This window comes from Aggregatibacter sp. oral taxon 458 str. W10330 (assembly GCF_000466335.1).
GTDB lineage: Bacteria > Pseudomonadota > Gammaproteobacteria > Enterobacterales > Pasteurellaceae > Aggregatibacter.
In genome coordinates this window covers 1-24,285 of record NZ_KE952590.1, presented here as the reverse complement: position 1 = coordinate 24,285, position 24,285 = coordinate 1, and the positions used below count along the sequence as shown (strand labels likewise).

The 24,285-nt window shown below is 42.0% G+C and carries 21 protein-coding genes, 6 tRNA genes, 1 pseudogene and 1 riboswitch; of the genes and pseudogenes, 10 read left to right on the top strand and 18 right to left on the bottom strand.

Annotation, left to right across the window (positions count from 1 at the left end; translation table 11 throughout):
* Positions 1-102: 102 nt before the first annotated feature.
* Entirely contained in the window at positions 103-663 is a 561-nt protein-coding gene (locus HMPREF9065_RS08875; RefSeq protein WP_021615205.1) for a DUF5358 domain-containing protein, read from the bottom strand.
* 142 nt (positions 664-805) lie between these two features.
* A complete protein-coding gene (glnA, locus tag HMPREF9065_RS08880; protein WP_021615204.1) occupies positions 806-2,215 on the bottom strand; it encodes a glutamate--ammonia ligase in 1,410 nt (469 codons plus the stop codon).
* 303 nt (positions 2,216-2,518) lie between these two features.
* Here glnA and typA point away from each other — a divergent pair, with 303 nt between their 5' ends.
* Complete coding sequence (gene typA, locus HMPREF9065_RS08885; protein WP_021615203.1) at positions 2,519-4,372, top strand: translational GTPase TypA; 1,854 nt, start codon at positions 2,519-2,521, stop codon at positions 4,370-4,372.
* A gap of 132 nt (positions 4,373-4,504) precedes the next feature.
* Positions 4,505-4,581, top strand: a tRNA-Ile gene (locus HMPREF9065_RS08890).
* Positions 4,582-5,060: 479 nt separating this feature from the next.
* On the opposite strand, the gene HMPREF9065_RS10060 is transcribed toward HMPREF9065_RS08890, so the two are convergent.
* The 12 genes from HMPREF9065_RS10060 to HMPREF9065_RS08945 all read right to left on the bottom strand — a co-directional run bounded on the left by HMPREF9065_RS10060 (position 5,061) and on the right by HMPREF9065_RS08945 (position 11,826).
* Positions 5,061-5,130 (bottom strand) — tRNA-Cys (locus HMPREF9065_RS10060).
* A gap of 187 nt (positions 5,131-5,317) precedes the next feature.
* Positions 5,318-6,322 (bottom strand): biotin synthase BioB, encoded by a 1,005-nt coding sequence (bioB, locus tag HMPREF9065_RS08895; protein ID WP_033002333.1) that lies wholly within the window; start codon positions 6,320-6,322, stop codon positions 5,318-5,320.
* Positions 6,323-6,337: 15 nt separating this feature from the next.
* Positions 6,338-6,628, bottom strand: a complete 291-nt coding sequence (locus HMPREF9065_RS08900) for an addiction module antidote protein (RefSeq protein WP_021615201.1) — start codon at positions 6,626-6,628, stop codon at positions 6,338-6,340.
* Positions 6,625-6,933 (bottom strand): type II toxin-antitoxin system RelE/ParE family toxin, encoded by a 309-nt coding sequence (locus tag HMPREF9065_RS08905; RefSeq protein ID WP_021615200.1) that lies wholly within the window; start codon positions 6,931-6,933, stop codon positions 6,625-6,627. Before HMPREF9065_RS08905 ends, HMPREF9065_RS08900 begins: the two co-directional genes overlap by 4 nt.
* Before the next feature lie 62 nt (positions 6,934-6,995).
* On the bottom strand, positions 6,996-7,640 hold the full coding sequence (thiQ, locus tag HMPREF9065_RS08910) for a thiamine ABC transporter ATP-binding protein (protein WP_021615199.1): 645 nt from the start codon (positions 7,638-7,640) through the stop codon (positions 6,996-6,998).
* Complete coding sequence (gene thiP, locus HMPREF9065_RS08915; protein WP_033002330.1) at positions 7,624-9,267, bottom strand: thiamine/thiamine pyrophosphate ABC transporter permease ThiP; 1,644 nt, start codon at positions 9,265-9,267, stop codon at positions 7,624-7,626. Before thiP ends, thiQ begins: the two co-directional genes overlap by 17 nt.
* Positions 9,268-9,275: 8 nt before the next feature.
* Positions 9,276-10,280: a thiamine ABC transporter substrate binding subunit gene (gene thiB / locus HMPREF9065_RS08920; protein ID WP_021615197.1), complete on the bottom strand. Its 1,005-nt coding sequence runs from the start codon at positions 10,278-10,280 to the stop codon at positions 9,276-9,278.
* Between the two features lie 21 nt (positions 10,281-10,301).
* On the bottom strand, positions 10,302-11,111 hold the full coding sequence (gene thiD, locus HMPREF9065_RS08925) for a bifunctional hydroxymethylpyrimidine kinase/phosphomethylpyrimidine kinase (protein WP_033002328.1): 810 nt from the start codon (positions 11,109-11,111) through the stop codon (positions 10,302-10,304).
* Positions 11,112-11,238: 127 nt separating this feature from the next.
* Positions 11,239-11,326, bottom strand: a riboswitch (TPP riboswitch).
* Positions 11,327-11,443: 117 nt separating this feature from the next.
* Positions 11,444-11,518 (bottom strand) — tRNA-Gln (locus HMPREF9065_RS08930).
* Positions 11,519-11,556: 38 nt separating this feature from the next.
* Positions 11,557-11,631, bottom strand: a tRNA-Gln gene (locus tag HMPREF9065_RS08935).
* Between the two features lie 28 nt (positions 11,632-11,659).
* Positions 11,660-11,744: transfer RNA gene (locus HMPREF9065_RS08940), tRNA-Leu, on the bottom strand.
* 5 nt (positions 11,745-11,749) lie between these two features.
* Positions 11,750-11,826: transfer RNA gene (locus HMPREF9065_RS08945), tRNA-Met, on the bottom strand.
* A 312-nt stretch (positions 11,827-12,138) separates the two neighbouring features.
* Between HMPREF9065_RS08945 and uspA the strand changes: the two genes are divergently transcribed.
* The 5 genes and pseudogenes from uspA to galU all read left to right on the top strand — a co-directional run bounded on the left by uspA (position 12,139) and on the right by galU (position 17,134).
* The gene (gene uspA / locus HMPREF9065_RS08950; RefSeq protein WP_021615195.1) at positions 12,139-12,564 is read left to right on the top strand and encodes a universal stress protein UspA; all 426 of its coding nucleotides are present in this window, start codon (positions 12,139-12,141) and stop codon (positions 12,562-12,564) included.
* 212 nt (positions 12,565-12,776) lie between these two features.
* Positions 12,777-15,401, top strand: a complete 2,625-nt coding sequence (alaS, locus tag HMPREF9065_RS08955) for an alanine--tRNA ligase (RefSeq protein WP_021615193.1) — start codon at positions 12,777-12,779, stop codon at positions 15,399-15,401.
* Positions 15,402-15,540: 139 nt separating this feature from the next.
* On the top strand, positions 15,541-15,726 hold the full coding sequence (csrA, locus tag HMPREF9065_RS08960; RefSeq protein ID WP_021615192.1) for a carbon storage regulator CsrA: 186 nt from the start codon (positions 15,541-15,543) through the stop codon (positions 15,724-15,726).
* A 95-nt stretch (positions 15,727-15,821) separates the two neighbouring features.
* Positions 15,822-16,087, top strand: a pseudogene (locus HMPREF9065_RS10435) (phosphomannomutase CpsG); the annotation flags it as partial.
* A 156-nt stretch (positions 16,088-16,243) separates the two neighbouring features.
* Positions 16,244-17,134, top strand: coding sequence for a UTP--glucose-1-phosphate uridylyltransferase GalU (gene galU, locus HMPREF9065_RS08965; protein ID WP_021615191.1), 891 nt, complete (start codon positions 16,244-16,246; stop codon positions 17,132-17,134).
* Between the two features lie 67 nt (positions 17,135-17,201).
* Here galU and cpxA read toward each other — a convergent pair whose 3' ends face one another.
* The 4 genes from cpxA to yejK all read right to left on the bottom strand — a co-directional run bounded on the left by cpxA (position 17,202) and on the right by yejK (position 20,909).
* Positions 17,202-18,629, bottom strand: coding sequence for an envelope stress sensor histidine kinase CpxA (gene cpxA / locus HMPREF9065_RS08970; RefSeq protein ID WP_021615190.1), 1,428 nt, complete (start codon positions 18,627-18,629; stop codon positions 17,202-17,204).
* A 45-nt stretch (positions 18,630-18,674) separates the two neighbouring features.
* Entirely contained in the window at positions 18,675-19,373 is a 699-nt protein-coding gene (locus HMPREF9065_RS08975; protein WP_033002323.1) for a response regulator, read from the bottom strand.
* Positions 19,374-19,404: 31 nt separating this feature from the next.
* Positions 19,405-19,821, bottom strand: coding sequence for an outer membrane protein assembly factor BamE (gene bamE / locus HMPREF9065_RS08980; protein ID WP_021615188.1), 417 nt, complete (start codon positions 19,819-19,821; stop codon positions 19,405-19,407).
* 65 nt (positions 19,822-19,886) lie between these two features.
* Entirely contained in the window at positions 19,887-20,909 is a 1,023-nt protein-coding gene (gene yejK / locus HMPREF9065_RS08985; protein WP_021615187.1) for a nucleoid-associated protein YejK, read from the bottom strand.
* A 126-nt stretch (positions 20,910-21,035) separates the two neighbouring features.
* Here yejK and HMPREF9065_RS08990 point away from each other — a divergent pair, with 126 nt between their 5' ends.
* From HMPREF9065_RS08990 to HMPREF9065_RS09000, 3 genes are all read left to right on the top strand, one after another.
* Positions 21,036-21,257, top strand: a complete 222-nt coding sequence (locus tag HMPREF9065_RS08990) for a YejL family protein (RefSeq protein ID WP_021615186.1) — start codon at positions 21,036-21,038, stop codon at positions 21,255-21,257.
* A 6-nt stretch (positions 21,258-21,263) separates the two neighbouring features.
* Positions 21,264-23,003, top strand: coding sequence for a DUF3413 domain-containing protein (locus tag HMPREF9065_RS08995; RefSeq protein ID WP_021615185.1), 1,740 nt, complete (start codon positions 21,264-21,266; stop codon positions 23,001-23,003).
* Between the two features lie 255 nt (positions 23,004-23,258).
* The gene (locus HMPREF9065_RS09000; protein WP_021615183.1) at positions 23,259-24,248 is read left to right on the top strand and encodes an amidohydrolase family protein; all 990 of its coding nucleotides are present in this window, start codon (positions 23,259-23,261) and stop codon (positions 24,246-24,248) included.
* The last annotated feature ends 37 nt before the right edge of the window (positions 24,249-24,285 follow it).

The window sequence follows — 24,285 nt, the reverse complement described above, 5'->3', positions numbered from 1 at the left end:
AAGGCGGTCAGCCAAAATGGGGGATTGCGGTTCACCTGTGTATCCTATTGAAATTGAGGGAATTAGGTTCTCATGTTTGTTATCCGATGAGAATGGCTTTCGTTAAAGCAGGAGTGCTGAACCCCATTTAATAATGTCAAAAAAGAATTTATTTTGATTTGTGGCAACACCATCGGAAGATTTATTTTCTTCGGTTGCTTTTTTCTCTTCTAACATCCCATTTTTATATTGTCCTTTAACCACTTCCAAATCATCTAACGCATTTCTGCGTAAAACGTTACATTGCGCTTTATCTAAGTCATCCACTTTATCTAATTTGAATTTTTTATATTGATAAATGGCGTAATTCATGGATTTTTCATCACTTTGAATAATTTTGACATATTTCTCGCCGATAATTTTTTCAAGCGGATAGAAAAGCACATATTGTGAATGAATATACGCATCTTCTTTCGGAAAATGTTGTTGTAAAATCCGTGTTAAGTTCGGGTAAATACATTGTTCAACCTGTTTGCTGTCAAACGCCCAGCGTTGTGCATCTGCATCTGACAAATAATAACCGGCGCCGGCATATTCCGCTGGGATTGGTGCCTCTTTTGAGGAAAAAAGGCCACAACCGACCAAGCAGAATGACATTGTCAAAATAAGGTATTTCTTTAACATAATGACACCTTTAACGTGAGTTTAATATTGCGTTTCCGTGAAAAAGATCGCCCTATTCGTGGCGATTTCATGTTGTTATGATAATCGTTATTGTCGTTAGAATAAAACGACGCCTCGAAAATATTCAAGGCGCGTTTTCAAATTAGTAGTACATTTCAAACTCGACCGGATGTGGTGTCATGTTCAAACGTTCAACTTCCTTGCGTTTTATACCAATGAAAGCGTGAATGAAATCTTTTGTGAAAACATTGCCTTGTGTTAAAAATTCAAAATCTTTTTCTAAGGCGTTTAATGCTTCTTCTAATGAACTTGCGACAGCAGGAATATCTTTTAATTCTTCCGGTGGTAAATCATAGAGGTTTTTATCCATCGCATCGCCCGGATGAATTTTATTCACCACGCCATCCAAGCCAGCCATTAATAATGCGGCAAACGCTAAATACGGATTGGCAAGCGGATCCGGGAAGCGAGCTTCCACACGAATAGCTTTCGGACTGGTTACGGCAGGAATACGAATGGACGCCGAACGGTTACTTGCGGAATACGCCAATAACACCGGTGCTTCAAAACCCGGCACCAAACGTTTATAAGAGTTGGTGCTTGGGTTGGTAAAGGCGTTTAACGCTTTTGCGTGTTTGATAATACCGCCGATGTAATAAAGTGCGGTCTCTGAAAGACCTGCATATTTGTCTCCTTGGAAAATATTTTTGCCGTCTTTGCTCAAGGACATATTACAGTGCATGCCCGAACCGTTATCACCGGTAATCGGTTTTGGCATGAAACAGGCGGTTTTACCATATTCCTTTGCCACATTACGCACGATGTATTTATAAATTTGGGTTTCATCCGCTTTCAACGTTAACGTATTGAACTTGGTCGCAATTTCATTTTGACCGGCAGTGGCGACTTCATGGTGGTGCGCTTCAATCACCAAGCCCATTTCTTCCATTAACAAACACATCTCTGAACGAATATCATGTGCCGTATCAATCGGTGCCACCGCGCAATAGCCGCCTTTTTTCAGCGGACGATAGGCATTGTTGCCGTTTTCATAACGCTTGTTGGTGTTCCACGCGGCTTCAACATCATCCACTTGATAAGTATTGCCGTTCATCGACACATCAAAGCGCACATCATCAAAGAGGAAAAATTCCGGTTCCGGTCCGAAGGACACTTGATCCGCCACACCGGTGGAACGCATATAATTTTCTGCACGAAGTGCGATAGAACGCGGATCGCGATCATAGCTTTGCATGGTGGTCGGTTCAAAAATGCTACAACGGAGGGATAAAGTTGGAATCTGTGCAAACGGATCGACAACGGCTGTTTCGGCAATCGGCATTAAAAGCATATCTGCTTTATTAATCGCCTTCCAACCTTCCACAGAAGAGCCGTCAAACATTTTGCCGTCTTCAAATAAATCCTCGTCAACCAAGCTCACCGGTAAAGAAACACCATGTTCTTTGCCTTGAATATCGGTAAAACGAAGTAACACAAATTTGATGTCATTTTCTTCAATGAGTTTAAACACATTGTCAATCGCGTTAGACATACTCGTAAATCCTCTAAGACGTGGGTTAATTAAGATAAAATGGGGAAAAAGATGCGCATAAAAATAGCATATTCCGCCTCAATTTCATAAAAGTATTTCATACATTCAGCTGAATTTTCTTCATTAAACCCCTTTTTTATTTTTCATAAAGTCAGGTCGTTTATTGTGTAAATTTTCTCCCATTTACGCATAGCAGCCCCTCATAAAAAGTTGTATAATCTGCGCCTTTCGCATTTTTGGCAGTAAAAGTGCGGTCAGAAAATTACCTATTTTTTATTATTAGCTTAGGCTTAAGAATTCTCAATGACAGATCAAATAGACATTAACAAACTGCGTAATATCGCAATCATTGCCCACGTTGACCACGGCAAAACAACTTTAGTGGATAAATTATTACAACAATCCGGCACATTGGAAGCCTCCCGTAGCGGTGATGCGGATGAGCGCGTGATGGATTCCAATGATTTAGAAAAAGAACGCGGCATTACCATTTTAGCGAAAAATACCGCCATTAATTGGAACGGCTACCGCATTAATATTGTGGATACTCCGGGACATGCGGACTTCGGTGGTGAAGTTGAACGCGTACTCTCTATGGTGGATTCCGTATTATTGGTGGTGGATGCTTTTGATGGCCCTATGCCACAAACCCGTTTTGTGACGCAAAAAGCCTTTGCTCACGGCTTAAAACCGATCGTGGTCATCAACAAAGTTGACCGCCCGGGCGCACGCCCTGACTGGGTGGTGGATCAAGTGTTCGATTTATTCGTGAACCTTGGTGCCACTGACGAACAGTTAGACTTCCCGATTATTTATGCCTCTGCCTTAAACGGCGTTGCCGGCTTGGAACACGACGATTTAGCGGCTGACATGACCCCTTTATTTGAAGCCATCGTCAAATACGTTGAACCACCAAAAGTGGAACTCAACGCCCCGTTCCAAATGCAAATTTCCCAACTTGACTACAACAATTATGTGGGCGTTATCGGTATTGGTCGTATTAAACGTGGTACAGTAAAACCAAACCAAAGTGTGACAATCATCGACAGTTTCGGTAAAACTCGCACCGGAAAAATCGGACAAGTATTAGGTCACCTTGGATTACAACGCTACGAAGAAGATATTGCCAGCGCAGGCGACATCGTGGCGATTACCGGTCTAGGTGAACTCAATATTTCCGATACCATTTGCGATATCAATAACGTGGAAGCCTTACCGGCATTAAGCGTTGATGAGCCTACCGTGACCATGTTCTTCTGCGTAAACACCTCGCCATTCTGCGGTAAAGAAGGCAAATACGTGACATCTCGTCAGATTTTAGAGCGCTTAAACAAAGAGCTTGTGCATAACGTAGCATTGCGCGTAGAAGAAACCCCAAACCCGGATGAATTCCGTGTTTCCGGTCGTGGTGAATTGCATTTATCCGTATTAATCGAAAATATGCGTCGCGAAGGCTACGAATTGGCCGTCTCCCGCCCGAAAGTTATCTTTAAACAAGTGGATGGACACAAAAAAGAGCCGTTTGAACAAGTGACCATCGACATTGAAGAACAACACCAAGGCGCGGTAATGGAAGCCCTTGGTATCCGCAAAGGTGAAGTAAAAGACATGGTGCCGGACGGTAAAGGACGTACGCGTTTAGAATATGTCATTCCAAGCCGTGGCTTAATCGGTTTCCGTAATGAATTCATGACCATGACATCAGGGACCGGTCTACTTTACTCCAGTTTCAGTCATTATGATGATGTAAAACCGGGCGAAATCGGTCAACGTAAAAATGGTGTATTAATTTCTAATGCGACAGGTAAAGCCTTGGCTTATGCGTTATGGGGCTTGCAAGAGCGTGGTAAGTTAATGATCGATCACGGTGCCGAAGTGTACGAAGGCCAAATCATCGGTATTCACAGCCGTTCTAACGACTTAACTGTGAACTGCTTACAAGGGAAAAAACTCACCAATATGCGTGCTTCCGGTAAAGATGATGCCATTGCGTTAACTACACCAATCAAATTTAGCCTTGAACAAGCCATCGAATTTATTGATGATGACGAATTGGTGGAAATTACGCCACAATCTATCCGTATCCGTAAAAAATTATTAACGGAAATGGATCGCAAACGTGCAAATCGAACCACAACCAGCACAAGCACACATTAATTCGTTTAAAATCTAAAAAGTGCGGTGCGTTTTTCAAAAGTTTTGTAAAACGCACCGCACTTTTTTCGGCTAAACATCTTGTCATCCTAGACTTTAACGACAAAATTCTCTATAATCCGCAACGCTTTTTCCGCCCCCATAGCTCAGTCGGTCAGAGCAGTCGACTCATAATCGATTGGTCACAGGTTCAAGTCCTGTTGGGGGCACCACTTTCGCTATACTACATCATTTTATTCCCCTCAAAAACCCACACGACAAATAAAAATCTACCGCATAGCATCCGCTGAATCGTCGTACCGTGCAACTTATTGCACGAAATTGTAAATGCTCGAAAGGGTTAAATAACGTGCCGCGCGTGGTTCGATCGTGCATTAAGTACGAAATCGCAAATCACGCACTGAGGTGGAATCACTCGTGCATCAAGATGCACGCTACAATATGAAATAATGCCCTCGTAGCGTGCAACTTGTTGCACGAAGTTGTAAATGCTCGAAAGGGTTAAATAACGTACCGTGCCTGGTTTGATCGTGCATCAAGCACAAAATCGGAAATCACGCACCGAGGTGGAATCACTCGTGCATCAAGATGCACGCTACAATATGAAATAATGCTCCTCGTAGCGTGCAACTTGTTGCACGAAATCGAAGAAAAGACGATTGGCAAAATTATATTGAAACAAAGGTTGTAACGCGCTGTGGTGGGAGTTGAACCCACAATACCGCGATTGCTCGCTGATTTACCATTAGTCTACACAACGCATTACTGTGCACCACCCTACCTGCTAAAACAAAGTCAAATACATTTCTTAATCTCTATCAACACCACAGGGCGAGAATCATCCTATTTTTTGCGATACATAATAAACCTAAACAAATTACTTGTTTTTATGTTTGACTTAATCATATATTGCAGATTGCATGATATGCGTTAAATCTCTGCGAGTCATTAACGTAAACGCTTGTTCTCTTCCGTTTCCGGTTCTAAATCGAGTTTTTCCATCAATAAACGGTCGCCGTCTTCTTCCGGGTTGCCGGTAACAAGCAGTTTGTCGCCGTAGAAAATGGAGTTAGCACCCGCCATAAAGCACATTGCCTGCATTTCTTCGCTCATGCCTTGGCGGCCGGCAGATAGGCGGACGTAACTGTTTGGCATGGTAATACGTGCTACGGCAATGGTGCGCACAAATTCTGTCCAATCTAATTCTTCTGCGTCAGCAAGCGGCGTGCCTTCAATTTTGACTAATTGGTTGATTGGCACGGATTCCGGTTGCGGATCCAAATTTGCCAGGCTGGCAATCAGTCCTGCGCGTTCTTTGCGGGTTTCGTTCATGCCCACAATCCCGCCGCAACAGACTTTCAAGCCGGCTTTACGCACTTTGCCTAAGGTACTGATACGATCATCAAAACGACGTGTACCAATCACTTCGTTGTAATGTTCCGGTGCGGTGTCTAGGTTGTGGTTGTAGTAATCCAAGCCCGCGTCTTTTAATTCTTCCGCCATGCCATCTTGCAATAAGCCAAAAGTACCGCAAGTTTCCATACCAAGCGCTTTTACCGCCTTGATGATTTCTGTCACTTTGGCGATATCTTTCGGTTTTGGCCCACGCCATGCGGCGCCCATGCAGAAACGCCCTGCCCCACGCGCTTTCGCGATTTTGGCTTTCGCCACGATGTCTTCCACGTTTAATAATTCTTGATTCTGTACGCCCGTTTGATAACGCGCTGATTGCGGACAATACCCACAATCCTCCGGACAACCGCCGGTTTTAATCGACATTAAGGTAGAAAGCTGAATCGCGCGTGGATTGAAATTTTTACGATGAATTTGTGCCGCGCGATAAACCAAATCTAAAAATGGGGTTTCAAATAGGGCTTCTACTTTGCACACCGACCAATATTCTGCGGTTGGGTGCGGTGTGATAGAGTAAATTTGTAAGGTACTAGTTGACATAGGTTTCTCGATAAATTAAATACTGGTACTTCTAGGCGTGAACGCAAGATTCACACCTAATGCATTAACAATTTTAGTAATTGTTTCAAAGCGAGGTTTACTCTCGCCGGACAAGGTTTTATATAAACTTTCACGGGGAACCCCGGAATCTTTTGCCAGCTGCGTCATACCTCTTGCCTTGGCTACATTTTTTAGAGCAAGTAAAAATTCCGCTTCTGAACCATTCTCCAACGCATCTGTTAAATAAAATGCAATGGTTTCTTCGTCTGTGAGATATTTTGCAGCATCATATTCGATAAACTTCATGAGACTTCTCCTTGTTGGTATTCAAGCCATAATTTAATTGCTTCATCAATATCCTGTTGCTGGTTGCGTTTATCGCCACCACTAATTAAAAAATAAGTGATTTCACCTTGCCGAGCATAATAAATTCGATAACCTTTTCCGGTATCGATGCGCATTTCATAAACACCTTGCCCAACAAACTTGCAATCACCGAAGTTACCTAATCTCGCACGATCTAATCGGCGTGTGATCATCGCAACCGCCAATTTATCTTTTAGATGACTTAACCATTTATCAAATTTTTCACTGGTTAAAAGTACGTTCATATTATCCCTTAATTTTGGTTTATTGTAATCTAGAGATTACATTTTTTGTTTCTCCTATCATATCAATTCATTACTAATGCGCTTATCCGACCATTTTCAATACGAAGCATACGATCCACTTTACCCGTCAGCTCTGACGGTTGATGGGTTACAAGCAACAACGTCAGCTTTTTACTGTGGCAAAGTTCATCAATCAAATTGAGCATTTCCATTCTCAATTCCGGATCGAGCGCAGAAAACGGTTCGTCCAACAATAAAATCGGTTTATCACGCAATAAACAACGCGCCAAGGCGGCCCGTTGTTTTTGTCCGCCCGACAAACTGTTTGGCAGACGGGATAAAAAGGATGTTAATCCTACCGCATCGGCCACCCGTTCGATCTGATCTTGCTCAAGTGCGGTCAATTTTAAGCTTGTTTTTAAGCCCAATGCCAAATTTTGTTGCACGGTTAAATGCGGAAATAAATTGTTCTCTTGAAACAACATGGACACAGGGCGCTCATAAGGCGCACTACGCGTATGGTTTTCACCGTTTAACCAAATCTTGCCTTGTGTTGGCAACACGAAACCGGCAATTAAATTTAACAACGTACTTTTACCTGCCCCGCTTGGTCCGACAATGGCAATACGCTCTCCTGCCGCCACCTGCAAATCAAACGTCATCGGCAGTGCATCATCAGCTAAAAATACGTTATCTAAGCGAATCATGTTGTTCCTTTTGATTTTCAATTAAGGCGAAAATAGCGCCGCATAATAACAGCAAAATACCGGCAGTGACAGCGGCCTCTTGGTGACGATAACTGCCTAATTGTTGATATAACAAATGGGGCAACGAGGTGAATTCTTGGTTGCCGAACAACGCAATCGCCGTGAAATCCCCTAAGGAAAGGGCAAATGCCAAAGCAAGCGCATAGTTTATCGGTGTACGAAGTGAATGCCATTCAATCAGACGAAAACGTTGCCAGCCGACAATCCCAAGGGAGTTACACAAACGTTCGTAATACAACATATTGTTGTTGAATGGCTCAGTCAAAATGCGCAGTACGAAAGGCATAGCACTCAAGGCGTTGCAGACAACGACAATGGCAAATAAATAGGCATTGGTAAAATCCACGTCACGCAACAATAAAAATAGCCCCATCGCCAATACCAAAATGGGAATCGCCAAAATCACCATGCCGGCATTGAGAATAAATTGCGCTGTTTTTACATAATAGAGCCATTGTAAACGGCGTGATAATAACAACAATGCCACCGCCATGAGCAACGCCAACAAAGCAGACGCAGGCGCAATAGTTAAAGAGTAGGTTAAGGCTTTCCACAATTGCGGATTGTGCCACGCCGTCAGCCATTTTCCTGATGTCAGTGCGCTAAACAAAATATTTAACAACGGCGACAACATAAAACACACAAAAACGCCGAGCAAAAAAACATGGAAAAATTTGACCGCACTTTTTGATGGGCTGAGCCAACGATACGGGCTGCTTAACGTGGTTTGTGAAGTGTTATTGAACAGACTGCTAAACGTAAATAGCAGCAAACAAAATACAAACTGCAACAAGGCAAACACCGCGGCTTTCGGCAAATCAAATTCAAATAAAATCGCCTGATAAATCGCCGTTTCTAGCGTGGTATATTGCGGCCCACCACCCAAGGTGAGCACCACCGTAAAACTGGTAAAACAGAGCATAAAAATCAAGCTGAAAGTCGGCAACATCTGACGACGCAGCGCATGCCACTCCACCAATCGGACAAAACGCCAACCACGAATATTCAGTTGTGCCGCCAGCTGATGCTGTTCATAAGGAATGCTTTCCAAACTTTGTAAAAACAGTTTGGTTGCCAGCGGAATATTAAAGAAAAGATGCGCAATTAAAATCCCCGACAAGCCGTAAATGCTGCCTGTCCAAGTGCGGTCAAAAAAATGCAAGAGTTGTGCAATCCAACCGGAAGCGCCATAAATGCCAATTAAGCCGAAAATCGCCACCAATACCGGCAACACAAAAGTCAGCGACATGATTTTCAGCAAAAAGGTTTTACCGACAAATTCCACATAATAAAAAGCGCGAGCGAGTAGCACGCCGAAGAACAGGGATAACAACGCAGAAAGCAACGCTTGCCCGAAGCTAAACGCAATAACGTGATGCAAATAGCGATCGGCAAAGAATTGTTGCCACTGAAATTCAGTGCCCTGCGCCAGCACGGCACGCATGGCAAAGCCATAAAGCAACGAAATCAGCAAAATAACGCTAATTCCGCCCACATAATGACGCGGGCGGAATTGCGGGCTAGAAAAAAATAAGCGGGTAAACAATGAACGAGACAACCAAAACATCGTTCGAATTATTTAGTTAATGTGGTTTGCCATTGATTAATCCAACTCCGTAACGTTTCCGGGCTAACATTGGAGGTATTCAAGAAAGACTGCTTCAACACAGTTTCTTTTAGGGCATCAAAGTGCGGTTCAACCGGCGCTTGGATCACCGGGAACATCACGTTTGCTGTGACAATCGGCTTTTGAGCTTCAGGTGTCAGTAAAAAATCCATGAAGTGATCAGCGCATTGATTTTTATGCTCCGCGATTCGCGCTGCCAATTCAACTTGCATCACATTGCCTTCAGCAAATGTAGTTGCCGCATAATTCTCTTTATTTTCAAATAATTGGTGATATAACGGCGAAGTGGTGTAGCTTAATACGACATCCGCCTCCCCTTTCAGGAATGCGCCGTAAGTGTCAGACCAGCCCTTGCCCACTGTAACTGTGTGTTTGGCGAGTTGTTGCCAGGCTTGCGCCACTTGGTCTGCTGAATAAACCGTATTCATCCACACTAACAATCCTCGTCCCACGCTGCTGGTGCGAGGATCTTGATAGATTACACGTAAATCTTCCCGCTCAACCAATTCTTTTAGGCTTTTTGGTGGATTTTTCACTTTATTTTTATCGTATATAAAGGCATACGTGCCGAAATCGTAAGGCAAGAACGTATTATCCGTCCATTGATTTGGTAAAGAAAGTTGGCTTAAGTCGATGCTATTTGAATCAAATAATTGGCTTTTTTTCGCTTCATCCAACACAAAATTATCCAAGCCTAACACGATATCCGCTTTGGTTTTATGGCCTTCTAAACGCACGCGGTTAAACAACGTGCCGCCGCTTTCAAACGGGATATAATTCACTTTACAAAGCGGAAATTGCTGTTCAAATGCCTGCTTCACTTTCGGGCCGGCACCCCAATCAGACGTAAAAGAATCGTAAGTATAAATATTCACGGTTTCTTCGTAATGATTCGCCAATGCCATGCCGGCGTATAAAGAAAGTGCGGTCAAAATTAACGTTGTTTTTTTCATGTGTCTGTTCCTCAGTATGAATTATGCTTTGTCTTGATAAGCCCAATGATTGGTCGGTCCATGTCCATGGCCGATATTTAACGGATGGCTGATTGCCGCCGTAATGTAGTCTTTTGCGGTTTTAATCGCCTGTTCCACGGAAACGCCTTTGGCAAGCTCTGCCGTCATACAAGCGGAGAACGTGCAACCCGTGCCATGGGTTTGCGCTGTCGCATAACGTGGACTTTCTAAAGTAAATTGCGCGTCAGGGGTAAAAACCCAATCGCGACATACCGCACTTTGTGAATGCGCGCTGTGTCCGCCTTTAATCACCACCGTTTTCACACCTCGTTCCAGTAAAATTTTCGCCGCGTGTTGGGCCGTTTGATCGTCCATGACCTCCACGCCTGTCAGCGCCTTGGCTTCCGGCAAGTTCGGCGTAATCACATCTGCTAACGGCAATAAAAATGTATTCAAAGAATCGACCGCTCTTTGTTGCAACAAGGGTGCACCGCCTTTGGCGATCATGACAGGATCTAACACCAACGTGCCGAAGTGATACTGCTTTAATGCCTCAGCGACACATTCGATAATCTCTGCTGTGCCTAACATACCGATTTTAAAGGCGCTAATCGTGAAATCATCAGCAATCGCTTTCAGCTGGCTTTGAATGGTTTGAAGGGGAATGGCGTGAATATCAAAGACGCCTAAGGTGTTTTGCGCCGTGACGGCCGTAATCACCGAGGTGCCAAACACACCACGCATTTGAAAGGTTTTTAAATCAGCCTGAATTCCGGCACCACCGCCGCTATCTGAGCCGGCAATGGTCAACGCCTGCGCGACTTTACTCATAACGTCCTCCGCCATTTACCGGCACAGAACGACAAAACGCATATTGCATCATTGTTCCTTTTTTAATGAAAAAAGATAATCAGCAATAATGACGAATGAAGAAGATGTGGAGAAAAAGAAAGGAAGTGTGATTTTCTCGTTAGTTTCCTACGTCAGTATTAACTGTATCAGGTTCACGGGTATGATCTCAGCACAAAGCACCCCGACTAATAACGAGATTCAGTCTATCTATTTTGCAGTGAGAGGGCAAGGGATTTATCAAGAGCACATCAATGACAGATTGTTGAAAACTAAGCGTATATAGAAAAATAAGAAAAAAGTGAAAGTGTGTATGGCTGGGGTACTAGGATTCGAACCTAGGGATGCCGAGATCAAAACCCGGTGCCTTACCGCTTGGCGATACCCCAATAGAATATTAATAAGAAATGAGAGCTTGAAAATAGTATGGCTGGGGTACTAGGATTCGAACCTAGGGATGCCGAGATCAAAACCCGGTGCCTTACCGCTTGGCGATACCCCAACAACTATGTTGATATCAATGAAATAAATGGTGCGGGACGAGGGACTTGAACCCACACACCTCGCGGCGCCGGAACCTAAATCCGGTGCGTCTACCAATTTCGCCAGTCCCGCAATAATGGTGGCTATGACGGGATTCGAACCTGTGACCCCAACATTATGAGTGTTGTGCTCTAACCAACTGAGCTACATAGCCATTCATTTGCATTATCTCATTGACTTTGCGCGGCGTATTATGCGGATATTGCTTTTGCTCGTCAACTCTTTTTTTATGAAAAAAACTATTTTTGGCGCATTCGAATAGAGATTAAGCAAATCGTATTAGTTTTGTTCATTGTAGGTAGATAACTGACCTTATTTTAGAGGAGATTCAAAGCAGTAAGGTTGTTTTTAGTTAATTAAAAATCAATGTTTTTCTCAAAATGTGATCTGACGCATATTTTTTCCTATATGGCGGTGCTATTATGTGAATGACAAAAAATAACCCTGATCAGATAAGGAGTCGATTATGTACAAACATGTATTAGTTGCAGTAGATCTTTCAGAAGAAAGTCCGGTTCTTTTGAAAAAAGCAGTGGGTGTTGCACGGCGGCATGATGCGAAATTATCCATCATCCATGTAGATGTAAACTTTTCGGATCTTTATACAGGTTTGATCGATGTCAATATGGTCTCCATGCAGGATCGAATTTCCAGCGAAACTCAACAAACATTGTTGCAATTAGCTGAACAAGCAGGGTATCCGGTTAGTGAGAAATTAAGTGGGAGTGGTGATTTAGGGCAAGTTCTATCAGATGCGATTGAACAATATGATGTGGATTTGCTCGTGACCGGACATCACCAAGATTTTTGGAGTAAGTTGATGTCTTCAACTCGCCAAGTGATGAATTCCATTAAGATTGATATGCTTGTTGTTCCTCTTCGTGAAGAATAATTGTTAAAGCTCACCTGTTATTAAAGGCAGAAAAAAATAACCGCACTTCACGAAGTTAGAGCGTAAGTGCGGTTTTGTTTTCTTCATTTTTAAGAAAAGAGAAATGGTTTCGTAAAAAGTTTTTCTATAAATGTAAAAAATATGCAAGAATAGGAAGTTACGCAGTAATTTGTAAATAATTAAGTAAAGACGTTAAAGTTTAAGGCTTATACATGAAAACAACAGCACAAATTCGACAAGCATATCTGGATTTCTTTCATAGTAAAGGGCATCAGGTTGTAGAAAGCAGTTCTCTCGTTCCGGATAATGATCCGACATTATTATTTACCAACGCCGGGATGAACCAATTTAAAAATGTTTTTTTAGGATTAGAAAAACGCCCTTATACCCGAGCAACCACTGCACAACGTTGTGTGCGTGCCGGGGGAAAACATAATGATTTAGAAAATGTGGGCTATACCGCAAGACACCATACTTTCTTTGAAATGTTAGGAAACTTTAGTTTCGGTGATTATTTTAAACATGATGCCATTCATTACGGTTGGGAGTTTTTGACTTCTCCACAGTGGCTAGGGTTACCAAAAGAAAAATTATGGGTAACCGTGTACGAAACCGATGATGAGGCCTATAACATTTGGCATAAAGAAATCGGTATTCCGGCAGAACGCATTATTCGTATCGGTGACAATAAAGGTGCGCCTTATGCCTCAGATAACTTCTGGCAAATGGGTGATACCGGTCCTTGTGGTCCTTGTACCGAAATTTTCTACGATCATGGCGATCATATTTGGGGTGGGCCTCCGGGATCTCCTGAAGAGGATGGTGACCGCTATATTGAAATCTGGAACATCGTGTTCATGCAATTTAACCGCCATGCTGACGGTACAATGGAGAAACTTCCAAAACCGTCTGTGGATACCGGTATGGGGTTGGAACGAATCAGTGCGGTATTGCAACACGTCAACTCCAACTATGATATTGATATTTTTAAAACCTTAATTGCCAAAGTGGCAGAGTTAACCGGTGAGAAAGATTTAGCCAATAAATCATTACGAGTTATTGCCGACCATATTCGTTCTTGCGCTTATTTAATTGCTGACGGTGTTGTGCCTTCCAATGAGGGACGTGGTTATGTCCTTCGTCGTATTATTCGTCGCGCAGTACGTCATGGGCATTTACTCGGTGCAACAGAAGCATTCTTCTACAAACTCGTCCCAACACTGATTGATGTGATGGCAGAGGCCGGTGAAGAAGTGAAAAAACAGCAAGCGACAGTGGAAAAATTCTTGCGCTTGGAAGAAGAACAATTTGCTCGCACATTAGAACGTGGTTTGACCTTGTTAGATGACGCGTTGGCTAATGTAAAAGAGAATATCTTGTCCGGTGAAGTGGCGTTCAAGTTATATGATACCTATGGCTTCCCACTGGATTTAACTGCAGATGTTTGCCGTGAGCGTGGTATTGCGATTGATGAAGAAGGATTTGAGCGTGAAATGGAATTGCAACGTGTTCGCGCACAATCGGCAAGCCAATTCGGCATGGACTACAACAGTGTGATCCGTGTTGACGGGACAACCCGTTTTGAAGGATATACCGAGTCAGAAACACTGGCAAAAGTGACCGCACTTTTCCATGAGGGAAATTCGGTGGAATCGATTTCAGCGGGTCAAAGTGCCGTAGTTATTTTAGATAATACGCCGTTCTATGCAGAATCCGGTGGCCAAATTGGAGATATCGGTCGTTTAGAAGGCAATGGTTTTTGTTTTGACGTAAAAGACACCCAAAAATATGGTCAGGTTTTCGGCCACATTGGTGAACTCACACAAGGGAGTTTATCTGTTGGGCAGTCTGTAAATGCAGTTGTTGACGATGTTCGCCGTCAACGTATTTCGTTAAATCACTCCGCAACACACTTGTTGCATGCTGCATTACGTCAAGTATTAGGTGAACATGTCGCGCAAAAAGGTTCACTTGTTTCCGATACGTTATTACGTTTTGACTTTGCTCAACATGAAGCCATTAGCAAAGCGCAGTTAGCTGAAGTTGAACGTATTGTGAACCAGCAAGTGAGAGCCAATAATCCAATCCAAACCGACATTATGGAGTTGGAAGCCGCAAAAGCAAAAGGTGCGATGGCGTTATTCGGTGAGAAGTATTCCGAACAAGTTCGTGTCTTAACGATGGGTGATTTCTCTATTGAGTTGTGTGGTGGTATTCATGCAAAACGCACGGGAGATATCGGATTATTTAAAATCGTAACAGAAACCGCTGTAGCAGCAGGTATTCGCCGAATTGAAGCGATTACCGGCGAAACGGCGATTGAATGGTTACAACATCAACAAACTTTATTGAATCAAAGCGCCGAATTACTGAAATCGGACGTGAATTCCGTTACGGATAAGATTTCTCTGTTGCAAGATAAATGTAAGAAAGTTGAGAAAGAGTTACAAACATTAAAAGAGAAAGCTGCACTTCAGGCTGGTAATGACTTGGCGCAAAGTGCGGTCGAAATTAATGGTGTTTCTGTGATTGTGCAGCAACTTGATGGTATTGAACCGAAGTCTTTACGCGCAATGGTTGATAGCCTGAAAAATCAATTAGGCTCTGCCGTCGTGGTGTTTGCTTCCGCGTTGGATGAAAAAGTTAACTTAATTGTTGGCGTAACTCAGGATCTAACTGCCAAAGTAAAAGCCGGTGAGCTCGTGAATTTAATGGCTCAACAAGTCGGTGGCAAAGGCGGTGGTCGACCTGATATGGCGATGGCCGGTGGTACTGAACCACAAAATATCAACAAAGCATTATCTGTTTGCTCTGATTGGTTAAAAGCAAATTTATAATCTTTGTTTCCTGTTAATTAATCGTCGGCACTTATGATCTCATAAGTGCCAAAGTACAAAGTATTGTTTAATGTTTGATAGGGATGTTGGAAGCAAAATAGGGAAGTTGGAAATAAACTATAAAAGGTGAGGAGTTTATATGCTGATCTTAACCCGTAAAGTTGGCGAGAGCTTGCTCATCGGCGATGATGTTTCTATCACGATTCTTAATATACGAGGCAACCAAGTAAAAATTGGCGTGCAAGCCCCGAAGGATGTTTCTGTTCATAGAGAAGAAATTTACCAGCGTATTCATCAAACTAAGGATGAAAACAAAGTATCGTAATTTTTATTTTATGGGCAGTTGAAGTAAGTCGGTGATAAGTCAATTGACTTGCCAAGAGCTTGTGGCGTCTATGTTTGTTCAAGTGAACTTCATAGGAGATTGTTTATCGTATAGGTCGTGTATGTGGGTGGTTTTTTAGGCTCAAAATTATTGTCGTTGCCGGTGATGTTCGTTTAACGAGCGAAGAACTAAAAAATACGGTAACAAATGGATTATTGAATTCCGGTGTTAATGTAATTGATTTTGGTGAAACGGGGACAGAGGACGTCTATTTTGCTACATCATTTTGAAAAACAATGGCGGTATTAAACTGACTATAAACAACAATCCAATAATGATATCGGACTTAATCGTCATGCGTTAATCGTAGTGTGGATGTATTCCTTTCATAAGGTAAATTAACACTCAACTTGCAAACGAAAGATACGCTTTATTTCACCAGTAGAAATTCATAAAAAACTTACCGCACTTTTTTGAAGTGGAAAGGTGCGGTCTTTTTATATTAAGGAAAATAAATATGAAAGCAATTATTCCCGTGGCCGGCTTAGGCACACGTATGTTGCCTGCAACAAAGGCGATTCCAAAGGAAATGTTAACGCTGGTGGATAAACCACTTATTCAGTATGTTGTTAATGAATGTGTTGCTGCAGGTATTAAAGAAATTGTATTGGTTACCCACTCTTCTAAAAATGCTATAGAAAACCATTTTGATACCTCTTTCGAGTTGGAAACCATGTTAGAAAAACGGGTAAAACGCCAGCTCTTAGAAGAAGTTCGTTCTATTGTACCAAAAGATGTCACCATTATGCATGTTCGCCAAGGGAATGCAAAAGGCTTGGGGCATGCGGTATTATGTGGTCGTCCGTTAGTCGGAGATGAGTCTTTTGCGGTGATCTTACCGGATGTGTTATTGGCGGAATTTTCAGCGAATCAGAAAAAAGAAAACCTCGCGGCCATGTTAAAACGCTTTAATCAAACCAAAGCCAGTCAAATCATGGTAAGTCCTGTCGCACCTGAAGCGGTAAGTAGCTACGGTATTGCCGACTGTGGTGGCATTGAAATTCCGCCGGGTGAAAGTGCAAAAATTAATAGTATTGTGGAAAAACCAAGTGTTGAGGAAGCGCCATCTAACTTAGCGGTCGTGGGGCGTTATGTGTTCTCCGCTGCCATTTGGGATTTATTGGAAAGAACACCGATTGGTGTTGGTGATGAAATTCAATTAACCGATGCGATTGATATGTTAATTGAAAAGGAAACGGTGGAAGCGTTCCATATGACCGGTATTTCCTATGATTGTGGCGATAAAATTGGGTATATGAAAGCATTCGTAGAATATGGCTTACATCACAATAAACTGGGTGATGAGTTTAAATCTTACTTAAAAGCATTGACTTCATCATTTCAATAAGCCGTATTGTTTCGTCTAAATTGATTTATCCTGAAGATACTTAACCCAATCTGATGCTCGTTGTCAATTAAGCATCAGATTGGGTTTTGTTATTTGTCGTAGCAGAATTTACTTCGCCGAGCCAAAGAGGAATACTTAAGGTGACGGCCAGTCCACCTAACCGACTTCGATTTGCCCAAACACGTCCATGATGACTTTTAATGGTATGTGCAACAATGGATAATCCTAAACCGGTTCCGCCGGTGGTTCGTGTTCTTGCTTCATCTACTCGATAAAAGGGTTTGAAAATTTTCTCGTATTCTTCTGCGGGTAATCCGGCGCCATCATCTTCTGTGAGAATCACTAATTCGTGGTTTTCGATATAGAAATGAATCACAATCTTAGAAGAAGTGTACTTTAAGGCATTTCTAATCACATTTTCGACCGCACTTTGAAGGAGTTCGAGATTACCGTTGATGCGATAATTCTCCGGATGGAAAATATAGAGATTGCTAAGAAATAGAATCTTTTTCTGTTCGGCTTCAAACTCTGCATCTTCTAGTATGCCTTCCCATAAAGCAGCGATTTCAAAAATTTCTCTGCCTAAATGGCTATTGAGTTGTTGTCTTGATAATTGTAATAAGTCATTGATCATTTTATCTAAGCGTTGGGCTTCCGTATCAATGCGCTGGATATTTTCATTTTCCCCTAATCGTCTTCTCAATAAAGCAGTTGCAAGCTGTAAGCGCGTTAATGGCGTTCGTAATTCATGTGAGATCGAGGAAAGTAATGTGCGCTGGTTATTTAAAACGTCTTCCAATGATTGTGTCATTCGATTAAAACTTTGCCCAACTTGACGTAATTCCAGTAGCCCTTTCTTCTCTAAGTTTTTGTCGATGGTTAAATGTCCCATTGCAACGGCATTCGCAGCTTGCTGCAAATTGCGTATCGGACCGCCGATACTTTGTGAAAGCCACCACAATAGAGGCGAGGAAATCAGAATGACTAAAATAATCAGAAAAATAGGACGTTCGAAAACATAAGTGAGGATTTCTTTTTGTGCACTGATTCGATTAATAAAAAAGCATTGATACGTTGCGTCTTGTTCGCCTAGTGTAATCGGAAAAGGGCCTACGATTTGGGAATTGCCATAAATCCGCTTTAACGGTTTGACTTGAACAGGGTTACTGAACATGAATTGTCTAATGGCTTTTTCTTCGTCCGGTAACATTCCTAGAAGTTGACCGCTATGAGAGACTAATATCGGGTGATCACTAAAAAATTCAGCCGGAAAGATAATATCGCCATTGAGTAACTTTGAAAATTGATCATGCTGAATGGCGGATTCAATTTTATTCTCATATCGATGAATTTCATTTTCTTTTAAATTGGAATAAACATGTGCATCAAAATAGGGAAGAAGAAAAATGAAAAGTAACAAGATAAATAAGGTCAGCCAGAAAAAGAGAAAGATCCGGATAGTCAGAGAATTAAATGTAAACGTTTGCTTTTGCATAATTTTAAAATGAAAAAAGGCTATATCAATATAGCCTTAGAGGATTTATTGTTTTTCAGTGATTAATAAATACCCACGCCCCCTTAAGGTCTTCATCCATTGTAAGCCATCTGAACGGGGAGGTAATTTTTTGCGTAAATTAGACATATGCATGTCAATTGAGCGGTCAAATGAAGCCAGTTTTTTTCCAAGCACTTCAACGCTTAAGACTTCTTTAGGCACAATAATACCGGGATTTTTAATCAAGTGGAGCAGCAAGGCAAACTCGGTTCCGGTGAGCTCTAAATCCTGATCGCCGGCGAGCACTTGTTGCCTTCCCGGATATAACGTAATACCGGCAAATTCAATTTTCTCAACATCAGTCTGTGTCGCTATTTTATTGGCTTGATCGACGCGTCTTAAGATCGCTTTAATTCGTGCGATCAACTCACGATCATTAAAAGGCTTAGGAAGATAGTCATCCGCACCAAGTTCTAGTCCTACTATGCGATCAATTTCATCGCCACGCGCGGTTAGCATAATCACCGGCGTCGAAAAGTTTTTTCTGATTTGTTGTAGGGTTTCGATGCCGTTTAGAACAGGCATCATGACATCGAGTAATACTAAGTCGTAGGTTCTATCAAGTGCTGTTAGCGCCTCTCTACCGTTGCGTACGACATTAACTTCAAACCCTTCCAATTCTAATAATTGCGATAAAAGATCCGTTAATTCTGCATCGTCATCAACAAGTAAAATTTTTGCCATAACAATCCCCTGATTCATGGTTTATTGCGAATTATTTTTTGCCGAATTGCCACCAACGTTTTTGCGGCGCTTCAGGCGCATTAATAATCGTGTTATTTGGGGCCGCTTGCTCTTCATTCGGTAATGGTTTATCTAAATCAAAGTGGCTCACGGTGCCTTTTTGATCGAAATTAACCACTAACGTATGTTGCTCCGGCGTTTCGTAGGCTTTTTGTTGTAAGAAAACATAGTACCAAGTATTGCTACTGTATGGATCAACCAACACCGGCGTGCCTAGTAAATATTGAACTTGTTGAGTTGTCATACCGGTTTTTAGTTGTGCTACGCTGGAGGCTTGTAAGTAATTGCCTTGTGGCACATCAATACGATAGACCACTTTGTTAATTCTGGAACAAGCGGTCACGCTCAATGCAAAAATTAATGTAGTGACAATAAATTTGAATTGCATTTTTGCCTTTTATCCTCTGTAAATAATGAAAAATGATGATACCGAAAGTTTAATTAATTGCCAAATTAATTCTCTTCTTTTAGCCGGCGTTGTAATTGATCCCGCAAGTTTGGCGGCAATCCTTTAATCGTCAACGTATCGGTAGTTTCATCCCAAAGAATGCGTTGATTTAGTAATTCCGCATTAAAACTGATGGTGATGCCTTTTCCTGAGCCGGAAAATTTGGTTAACGATTTAAGTGCGGTGCGAATTGGTGGAATACTGGCTTCCAATCCATAGTTTTGTTCTTGTGCGAATGCAACAAAAGGTTGCTGATTGAGTGTTGGTAACGTATCGGAAAGTTCCGTCAACGTAATTTCCTCACCAGTGTTTATTTGGCCTTTACAGTATTCAAACACCTGCTTTTTCACGGCTTGGGTTTGTTCTGAATTGAGTTCGCCTTGTACGCAGTAATCACTCACCGCTTGTAATAAGCATTGGTTTTGTACTTGTGGATTGAGCCCTTCTTCTGCGCCTAAGAAATCCATAAAAAAATCGGCGATCTTGCGTCCTACGCGTCCTTTAATAAAGGTGAGATAACGGTTGGAATTGGCATTGAGTTGTAAATCCGTCAAATTAATGCGAGCAGCAATGTCAAATTGCGTAATATCGAGATATTCTGTGCGTTGAATTTCCAGCTGATCGTTGACTAACATACTGACACGACTGTCCAACAGCGCAATAAATAAGTAATCGGTCGCCAAGAAATTATATTGGCATAACACTAACGTACCGTTGTCGGCAAAGTGATATTTCCCCAATTCGGCAAGCAATAAATGGGTTGCTTCGTGGCTGAATGGCAGAAAATCCAGTTCATTTTCCAACAATCGGTTAAGGCATTGGGCAAACACCGAAGATTCTTGAAACACGCCGTATGCTTTGGCTTTATTTTGATAACCCTGATGTAATTGCAACATCATTTGCTCTACTTCAGGGGTGATGGTTAATAATTGTTCACGCAGAACACAGCTTAATGGTGGCAGATTGTCGCCTTCCGACTTCGCCTTAATAATTTGATGAAGAATAATTTGTTTAACTGTAATGCTCATAAAATCACCTTAAAAAAACGCCCGCTATTATAACCGCACTTTTTAACAGAACTCACAAAATATGTTAGGATTAGCCCAATTATCGGTTAATATACGTAACGCTTTACATTAATTGGCTAATCAAACATGGCAATTCAATCAAAATATCAAGATAAACAAATAGATGCAATTTTAAACGACATGATCGCAGTGCTTGAAAAACACCAAGCACCATTGGATTTATCCTTAATCGTCTTAGGCAATATGACCACCAATTTGCTCACCGGCAGCTTGGGGAAACAACAGCAAAAGGTGCTGGCACAAGCCTTTTCTGAGGCACTACTCAATTCCATTAACACAGCGAAATAATTGGCAATGTGGAAATTCAACAGCAGACAATATCGTGAAGAAACCTCACAGAAGATTTCGTGGGGGCACTGGTTTGCTTTTTTTAATATTCTTTGGGCGATTTTTATCGGCGCCCGCTATGCGTTTATTATTGACTGGCCGGATACGCTCTTTGGCAAAATTTACTTTTTCATCAGCTTATTAGGGCATTTTAGTTTCATTGTTTTCGCCTTTTATTTGTTGGTGATCTTCCCCCTCAGTTTTATCGTGAAAAACCACCGCACTTTTCGTGGACTCACGGTCATTCTTGCCACAATCGGCAATACTTTATTATTGGTTGACACGGAAGTTTTTGTGCGGTTTAACCTGCATTTATCTTCCCTTGTTTGGAATTTGTTGGTGAATCCGGAAAATGGCGAATTGTCGCGTAACTGGCAACTGTTCTTTACGCCGATGCCGTTGATTCTATTAGTGCAAATGTTGTTTTCTCGCTGGTCTTGGCAAAAGCTGCGTAGTTTGGAACGACAAAAATGGCTGAGAGGTGTTGGCGTCTTTTTTGTTTGCACTTTTATTGCCACTCATCTGATTTATGCGTGGGCGGATGCTTATTTATATCGTCCGATTACGATGCAACGTTCCAATTTCCCACTGTCTTATCCGATGACAGCGCGCTCTTTCTTGGAAAAACATGGTTTTATCAATAAGCAAGAATATTCCCAACGCTTAGAACAAGAAGGACGTTTAGATGCATTAGCGATTAACTACCCGAGAAACCCATTGCTTTTTGAGGCACCGCAAGAAAAGACCAATGTGCTGCTGATTACGGTTTCCGGCTTACGTTATGATGCCGTTGATATGGAAACTATGCCGAATTTGGCGGAATTTGCACAACGTTCCACACAATTTACCAACCATTACAGTAGCGGCAATAATAACAATGCCGGCTTAACCGGGTTATTTTACGGATTAAACGCGAGCTATACAGACAGCCTGCTCAGCAATAAAACCCCTTCCGTTTTGGTTGAACGTTTTGCACAACAACAATACGTACAAGGCTTATTTTCTGCGAATAAATTTGATAATTCGGTTTTCCGTCGTGCGATTTATCCGAAAGCGAAATTAAGCGGTGATAATAGCAACCCAGCTGCGGTGCAGTCCTTTAAACGCTGGTTGGATTCCGCTAAACAACAGGAAAAACCGTTTTGGGGATATTTGAGTTTAAATATTGAACCCAATTTGACGCAAGATAAGTATCAGCAACAGCTTGCTAAACTAGATGAACTCTTCGGGCAACTCTTGCCGGAATTAGATTTGCCGAACACGATTGTGGTGATTACTGCAGAGCATGGGTATCGTTTCAACACATTGACAGAAAAAGAGGAAATCAATGATTTCTCTCGTGATGAAGTGCAGGTGCCAATGATTGTGCACTGGCAGGGTTTGCCGGCAACAAAAATCACCAAATTAACCGCCCATGTGGATTTATTGCCGGCGTTGATGAAACATGTTTTCAACGTGAAAAATCCGATGGGTGATTATGCGCAAGGACGTGATTTATTCGATTTGAAACAGGCAACGAATTGGGTCTTAGTCTCCAATTATCGTTGGAATGTGATTATTCAGCCGGACGGCACGCAATATCATATTGATACGCGCGGAAACTATCAAAAATATGACCGCACTTATCAGAAGATTTCATCGGAGAGACCACCGTTAGGGTTATTCTTGGAAGTGTTCAATCAAGATCGATCATTTTTAGAAAAATGATTAGAAGTGTGCCTAACTAATAGCCAAAACCAATTATATTTTTGTGTCAGTGAGTTTTATACTAGCGCGCAATTTCATTAGGACAAATACGATGTTATTAATTAAAAATCTGCGAATTTTTTATAACATTATCTGTTATTTCAATGCATTGTCATTGAACGCCTGCCTATTTTCAATTAATACAAAATCCTCTTTTATGAGGATTTTTTTCTATTTGCTCCCTGCCTATCCTTTAAATTTACTTATGGAGTCACTATGACGAAAAGTCACGTTCGTAGTTTTAAAACTTATATTCGCGATGAAATTATTAAAAAAGGCGGCTGGGTGAATGCGCATGCGCATGCGGATCGTGCCTTTACCATGACACCGGAAAAAATCGGCATTTATCAAAGCTGTAATTTGCAACAAAAATGGGATTTGGTGGATGAGGTGAAACGTACCTCTTCGGTGGACGATTACTATGCCCGTTTTTGTCAATCAATTGAATTGATGATTTCCCAAGGCGTGACGGCTTTCGGGACGTTTGTGGACATTGACCCGGTGTGTGAAGATCGTGCGATTATCGCCGCCCACAAGGCACGTGAAGTCTATAAACATGACATCGTCTTGAAATTTGCGAACCAAACTTTAAAAGGCGTGATTGAACCCACTGCGCGCAAGTGGTTTGACATAGGCTCTGAGATGGTGGATATGATTGGTGGCTTGCCATACCGTGATGAGTTGGATTATGGACGTGGTTTGGAAGCCATGGATATTTTATTGGATACCGCCAAATCACGCGGCATTATGTGTCATGTTCACGTGGATCAATTTAATTCGCCAACGGAAATCGAAACGGAGCAGTTGTGTGACAAAACCATTGAACACGGTATGCAAGGACGCGTGGTCGCCATTCACGGCATTTCCATTGGATCGCATTCCAAAGAATATCGTTATCGTCTTTATGAAAAAATGCGCCAAGCACAAATGATGATGATTGCTTGCCCGATGGCATGGATTGACAGTAATCGTAAAGAAGAACTCATGCCATTCCACAATGCGTTAACTCCAGCCGATGAGATGATTCCGGAAGGCATTACGGTGGCGATTGGTACGGATAATATTTGTGACTACATGGTGCCGTTGTGCGAAGGGGATATGTGGCAGGAGTTGAGCTTATTGGCTGCCGGTTGTCGTTTTCCGGATTTAGATGCCATGGTGAATATCGCCAGTATCAACGGCCGTAAAGTCTTAGGCATTGATTAATCAAATAAAATACCGAGCCATCATGCTCGGTATTTTG

Excerpts from the sequence above, each read along its gene's own strand:
- galU (WP_021615191.1), top strand. The coding sequence starts at position 16,244 with ATGAAAGCAATTATTCCCGTGGCCGGCTTAGGCACACGTATGTTGCCT.
- glnA (WP_021615204.1), bottom strand. The coding sequence starts at position 2,215 with ATGTCTAACGCGATTGACAATGTGTTTAAACTCATTGAAGAAAATGAC.
- csrA (WP_021615192.1), top strand. The coding sequence starts at position 15,541 with ATGCTGATCTTAACCCGTAAAGTTGGCGAGAGCTTGCTCATCGGCGAT.
- thiB (WP_021615197.1), bottom strand. The coding sequence starts at position 10,280 with ATGAAAAAAACAACGTTAATTTTGACCGCACTTTCTTTATACGCCGGC.
- bamE (WP_021615188.1), bottom strand. The coding sequence starts at position 19,821 with ATGCAATTCAAATTTATTGTCACTACATTAATTTTTGCATTGAGCGTG.
- thiQ (WP_021615199.1), bottom strand. The coding sequence starts at position 7,640 with ATGATTCGCTTAGATAACGTATTTTTAGCTGATGATGCACTGCCGATG.
- HMPREF9065_RS09000 (WP_021615183.1), top strand. The coding sequence starts at position 23,259 with ATGACGAAAAGTCACGTTCGTAGTTTTAAAACTTATATTCGCGATGAA.
- HMPREF9065_RS08875 (WP_021615205.1), bottom strand. The coding sequence starts at position 663 with ATGTTAAAGAAATACCTTATTTTGACAATGTCATTCTGCTTGGTCGGT.
- thiP (WP_033002330.1), bottom strand. The coding sequence starts at position 9,267 with ATGTTTTGGTTGTCTCGTTCATTGTTTACCCGCTTATTTTTTTCTAGC.
- alaS (WP_021615193.1), top strand. The coding sequence starts at position 12,777 with ATGAAAACAACAGCACAAATTCGACAAGCATATCTGGATTTCTTTCAT.
- bioB (WP_033002333.1), bottom strand. The coding sequence starts at position 6,322 with ATGTCAACTAGTACCTTACAAATTTACTCTATCACACCGCACCCAACC.
- typA (WP_021615203.1), top strand. The coding sequence starts at position 2,519 with ATGACAGATCAAATAGACATTAACAAACTGCGTAATATCGCAATCATT.
- HMPREF9065_RS08975 (WP_033002323.1), bottom strand. The coding sequence starts at position 19,373 with ATGGCAAAAATTTTACTTGTTGATGACGATGCAGAATTAACGGATCTT.
- uspA (WP_021615195.1), top strand. The coding sequence starts at position 12,139 with ATGTACAAACATGTATTAGTTGCAGTAGATCTTTCAGAAGAAAGTCCG.
- thiD (WP_033002328.1), bottom strand. The coding sequence starts at position 11,111 with ATGAGTAAAGTCGCGCAGGCGTTGACCATTGCCGGCTCAGATAGCGGC.
- HMPREF9065_RS08905 (WP_021615200.1), bottom strand. The coding sequence starts at position 6,933 with ATGAACGTACTTTTAACCAGTGAAAAATTTGATAAATGGTTAAGTCAT.
- HMPREF9065_RS08990 (WP_021615186.1), top strand. The coding sequence starts at position 21,036 with ATGGCAATTCAATCAAAATATCAAGATAAACAAATAGATGCAATTTTA.
- yejK (WP_021615187.1), bottom strand. The coding sequence starts at position 20,909 with ATGAGCATTACAGTTAAACAAATTATTCTTCATCAAATTATTAAGGCG.
- cpxA (WP_021615190.1), bottom strand. The coding sequence starts at position 18,629 with ATGCAAAAGCAAACGTTTACATTTAATTCTCTGACTATCCGGATCTTT.
- HMPREF9065_RS08900 (WP_021615201.1), bottom strand. The coding sequence starts at position 6,628 with ATGAAGTTTATCGAATATGATGCTGCAAAATATCTCACAGACGAAGAA.
- HMPREF9065_RS08995 (WP_021615185.1), top strand. The coding sequence starts at position 21,264 with ATGTGGAAATTCAACAGCAGACAATATCGTGAAGAAACCTCACAGAAG.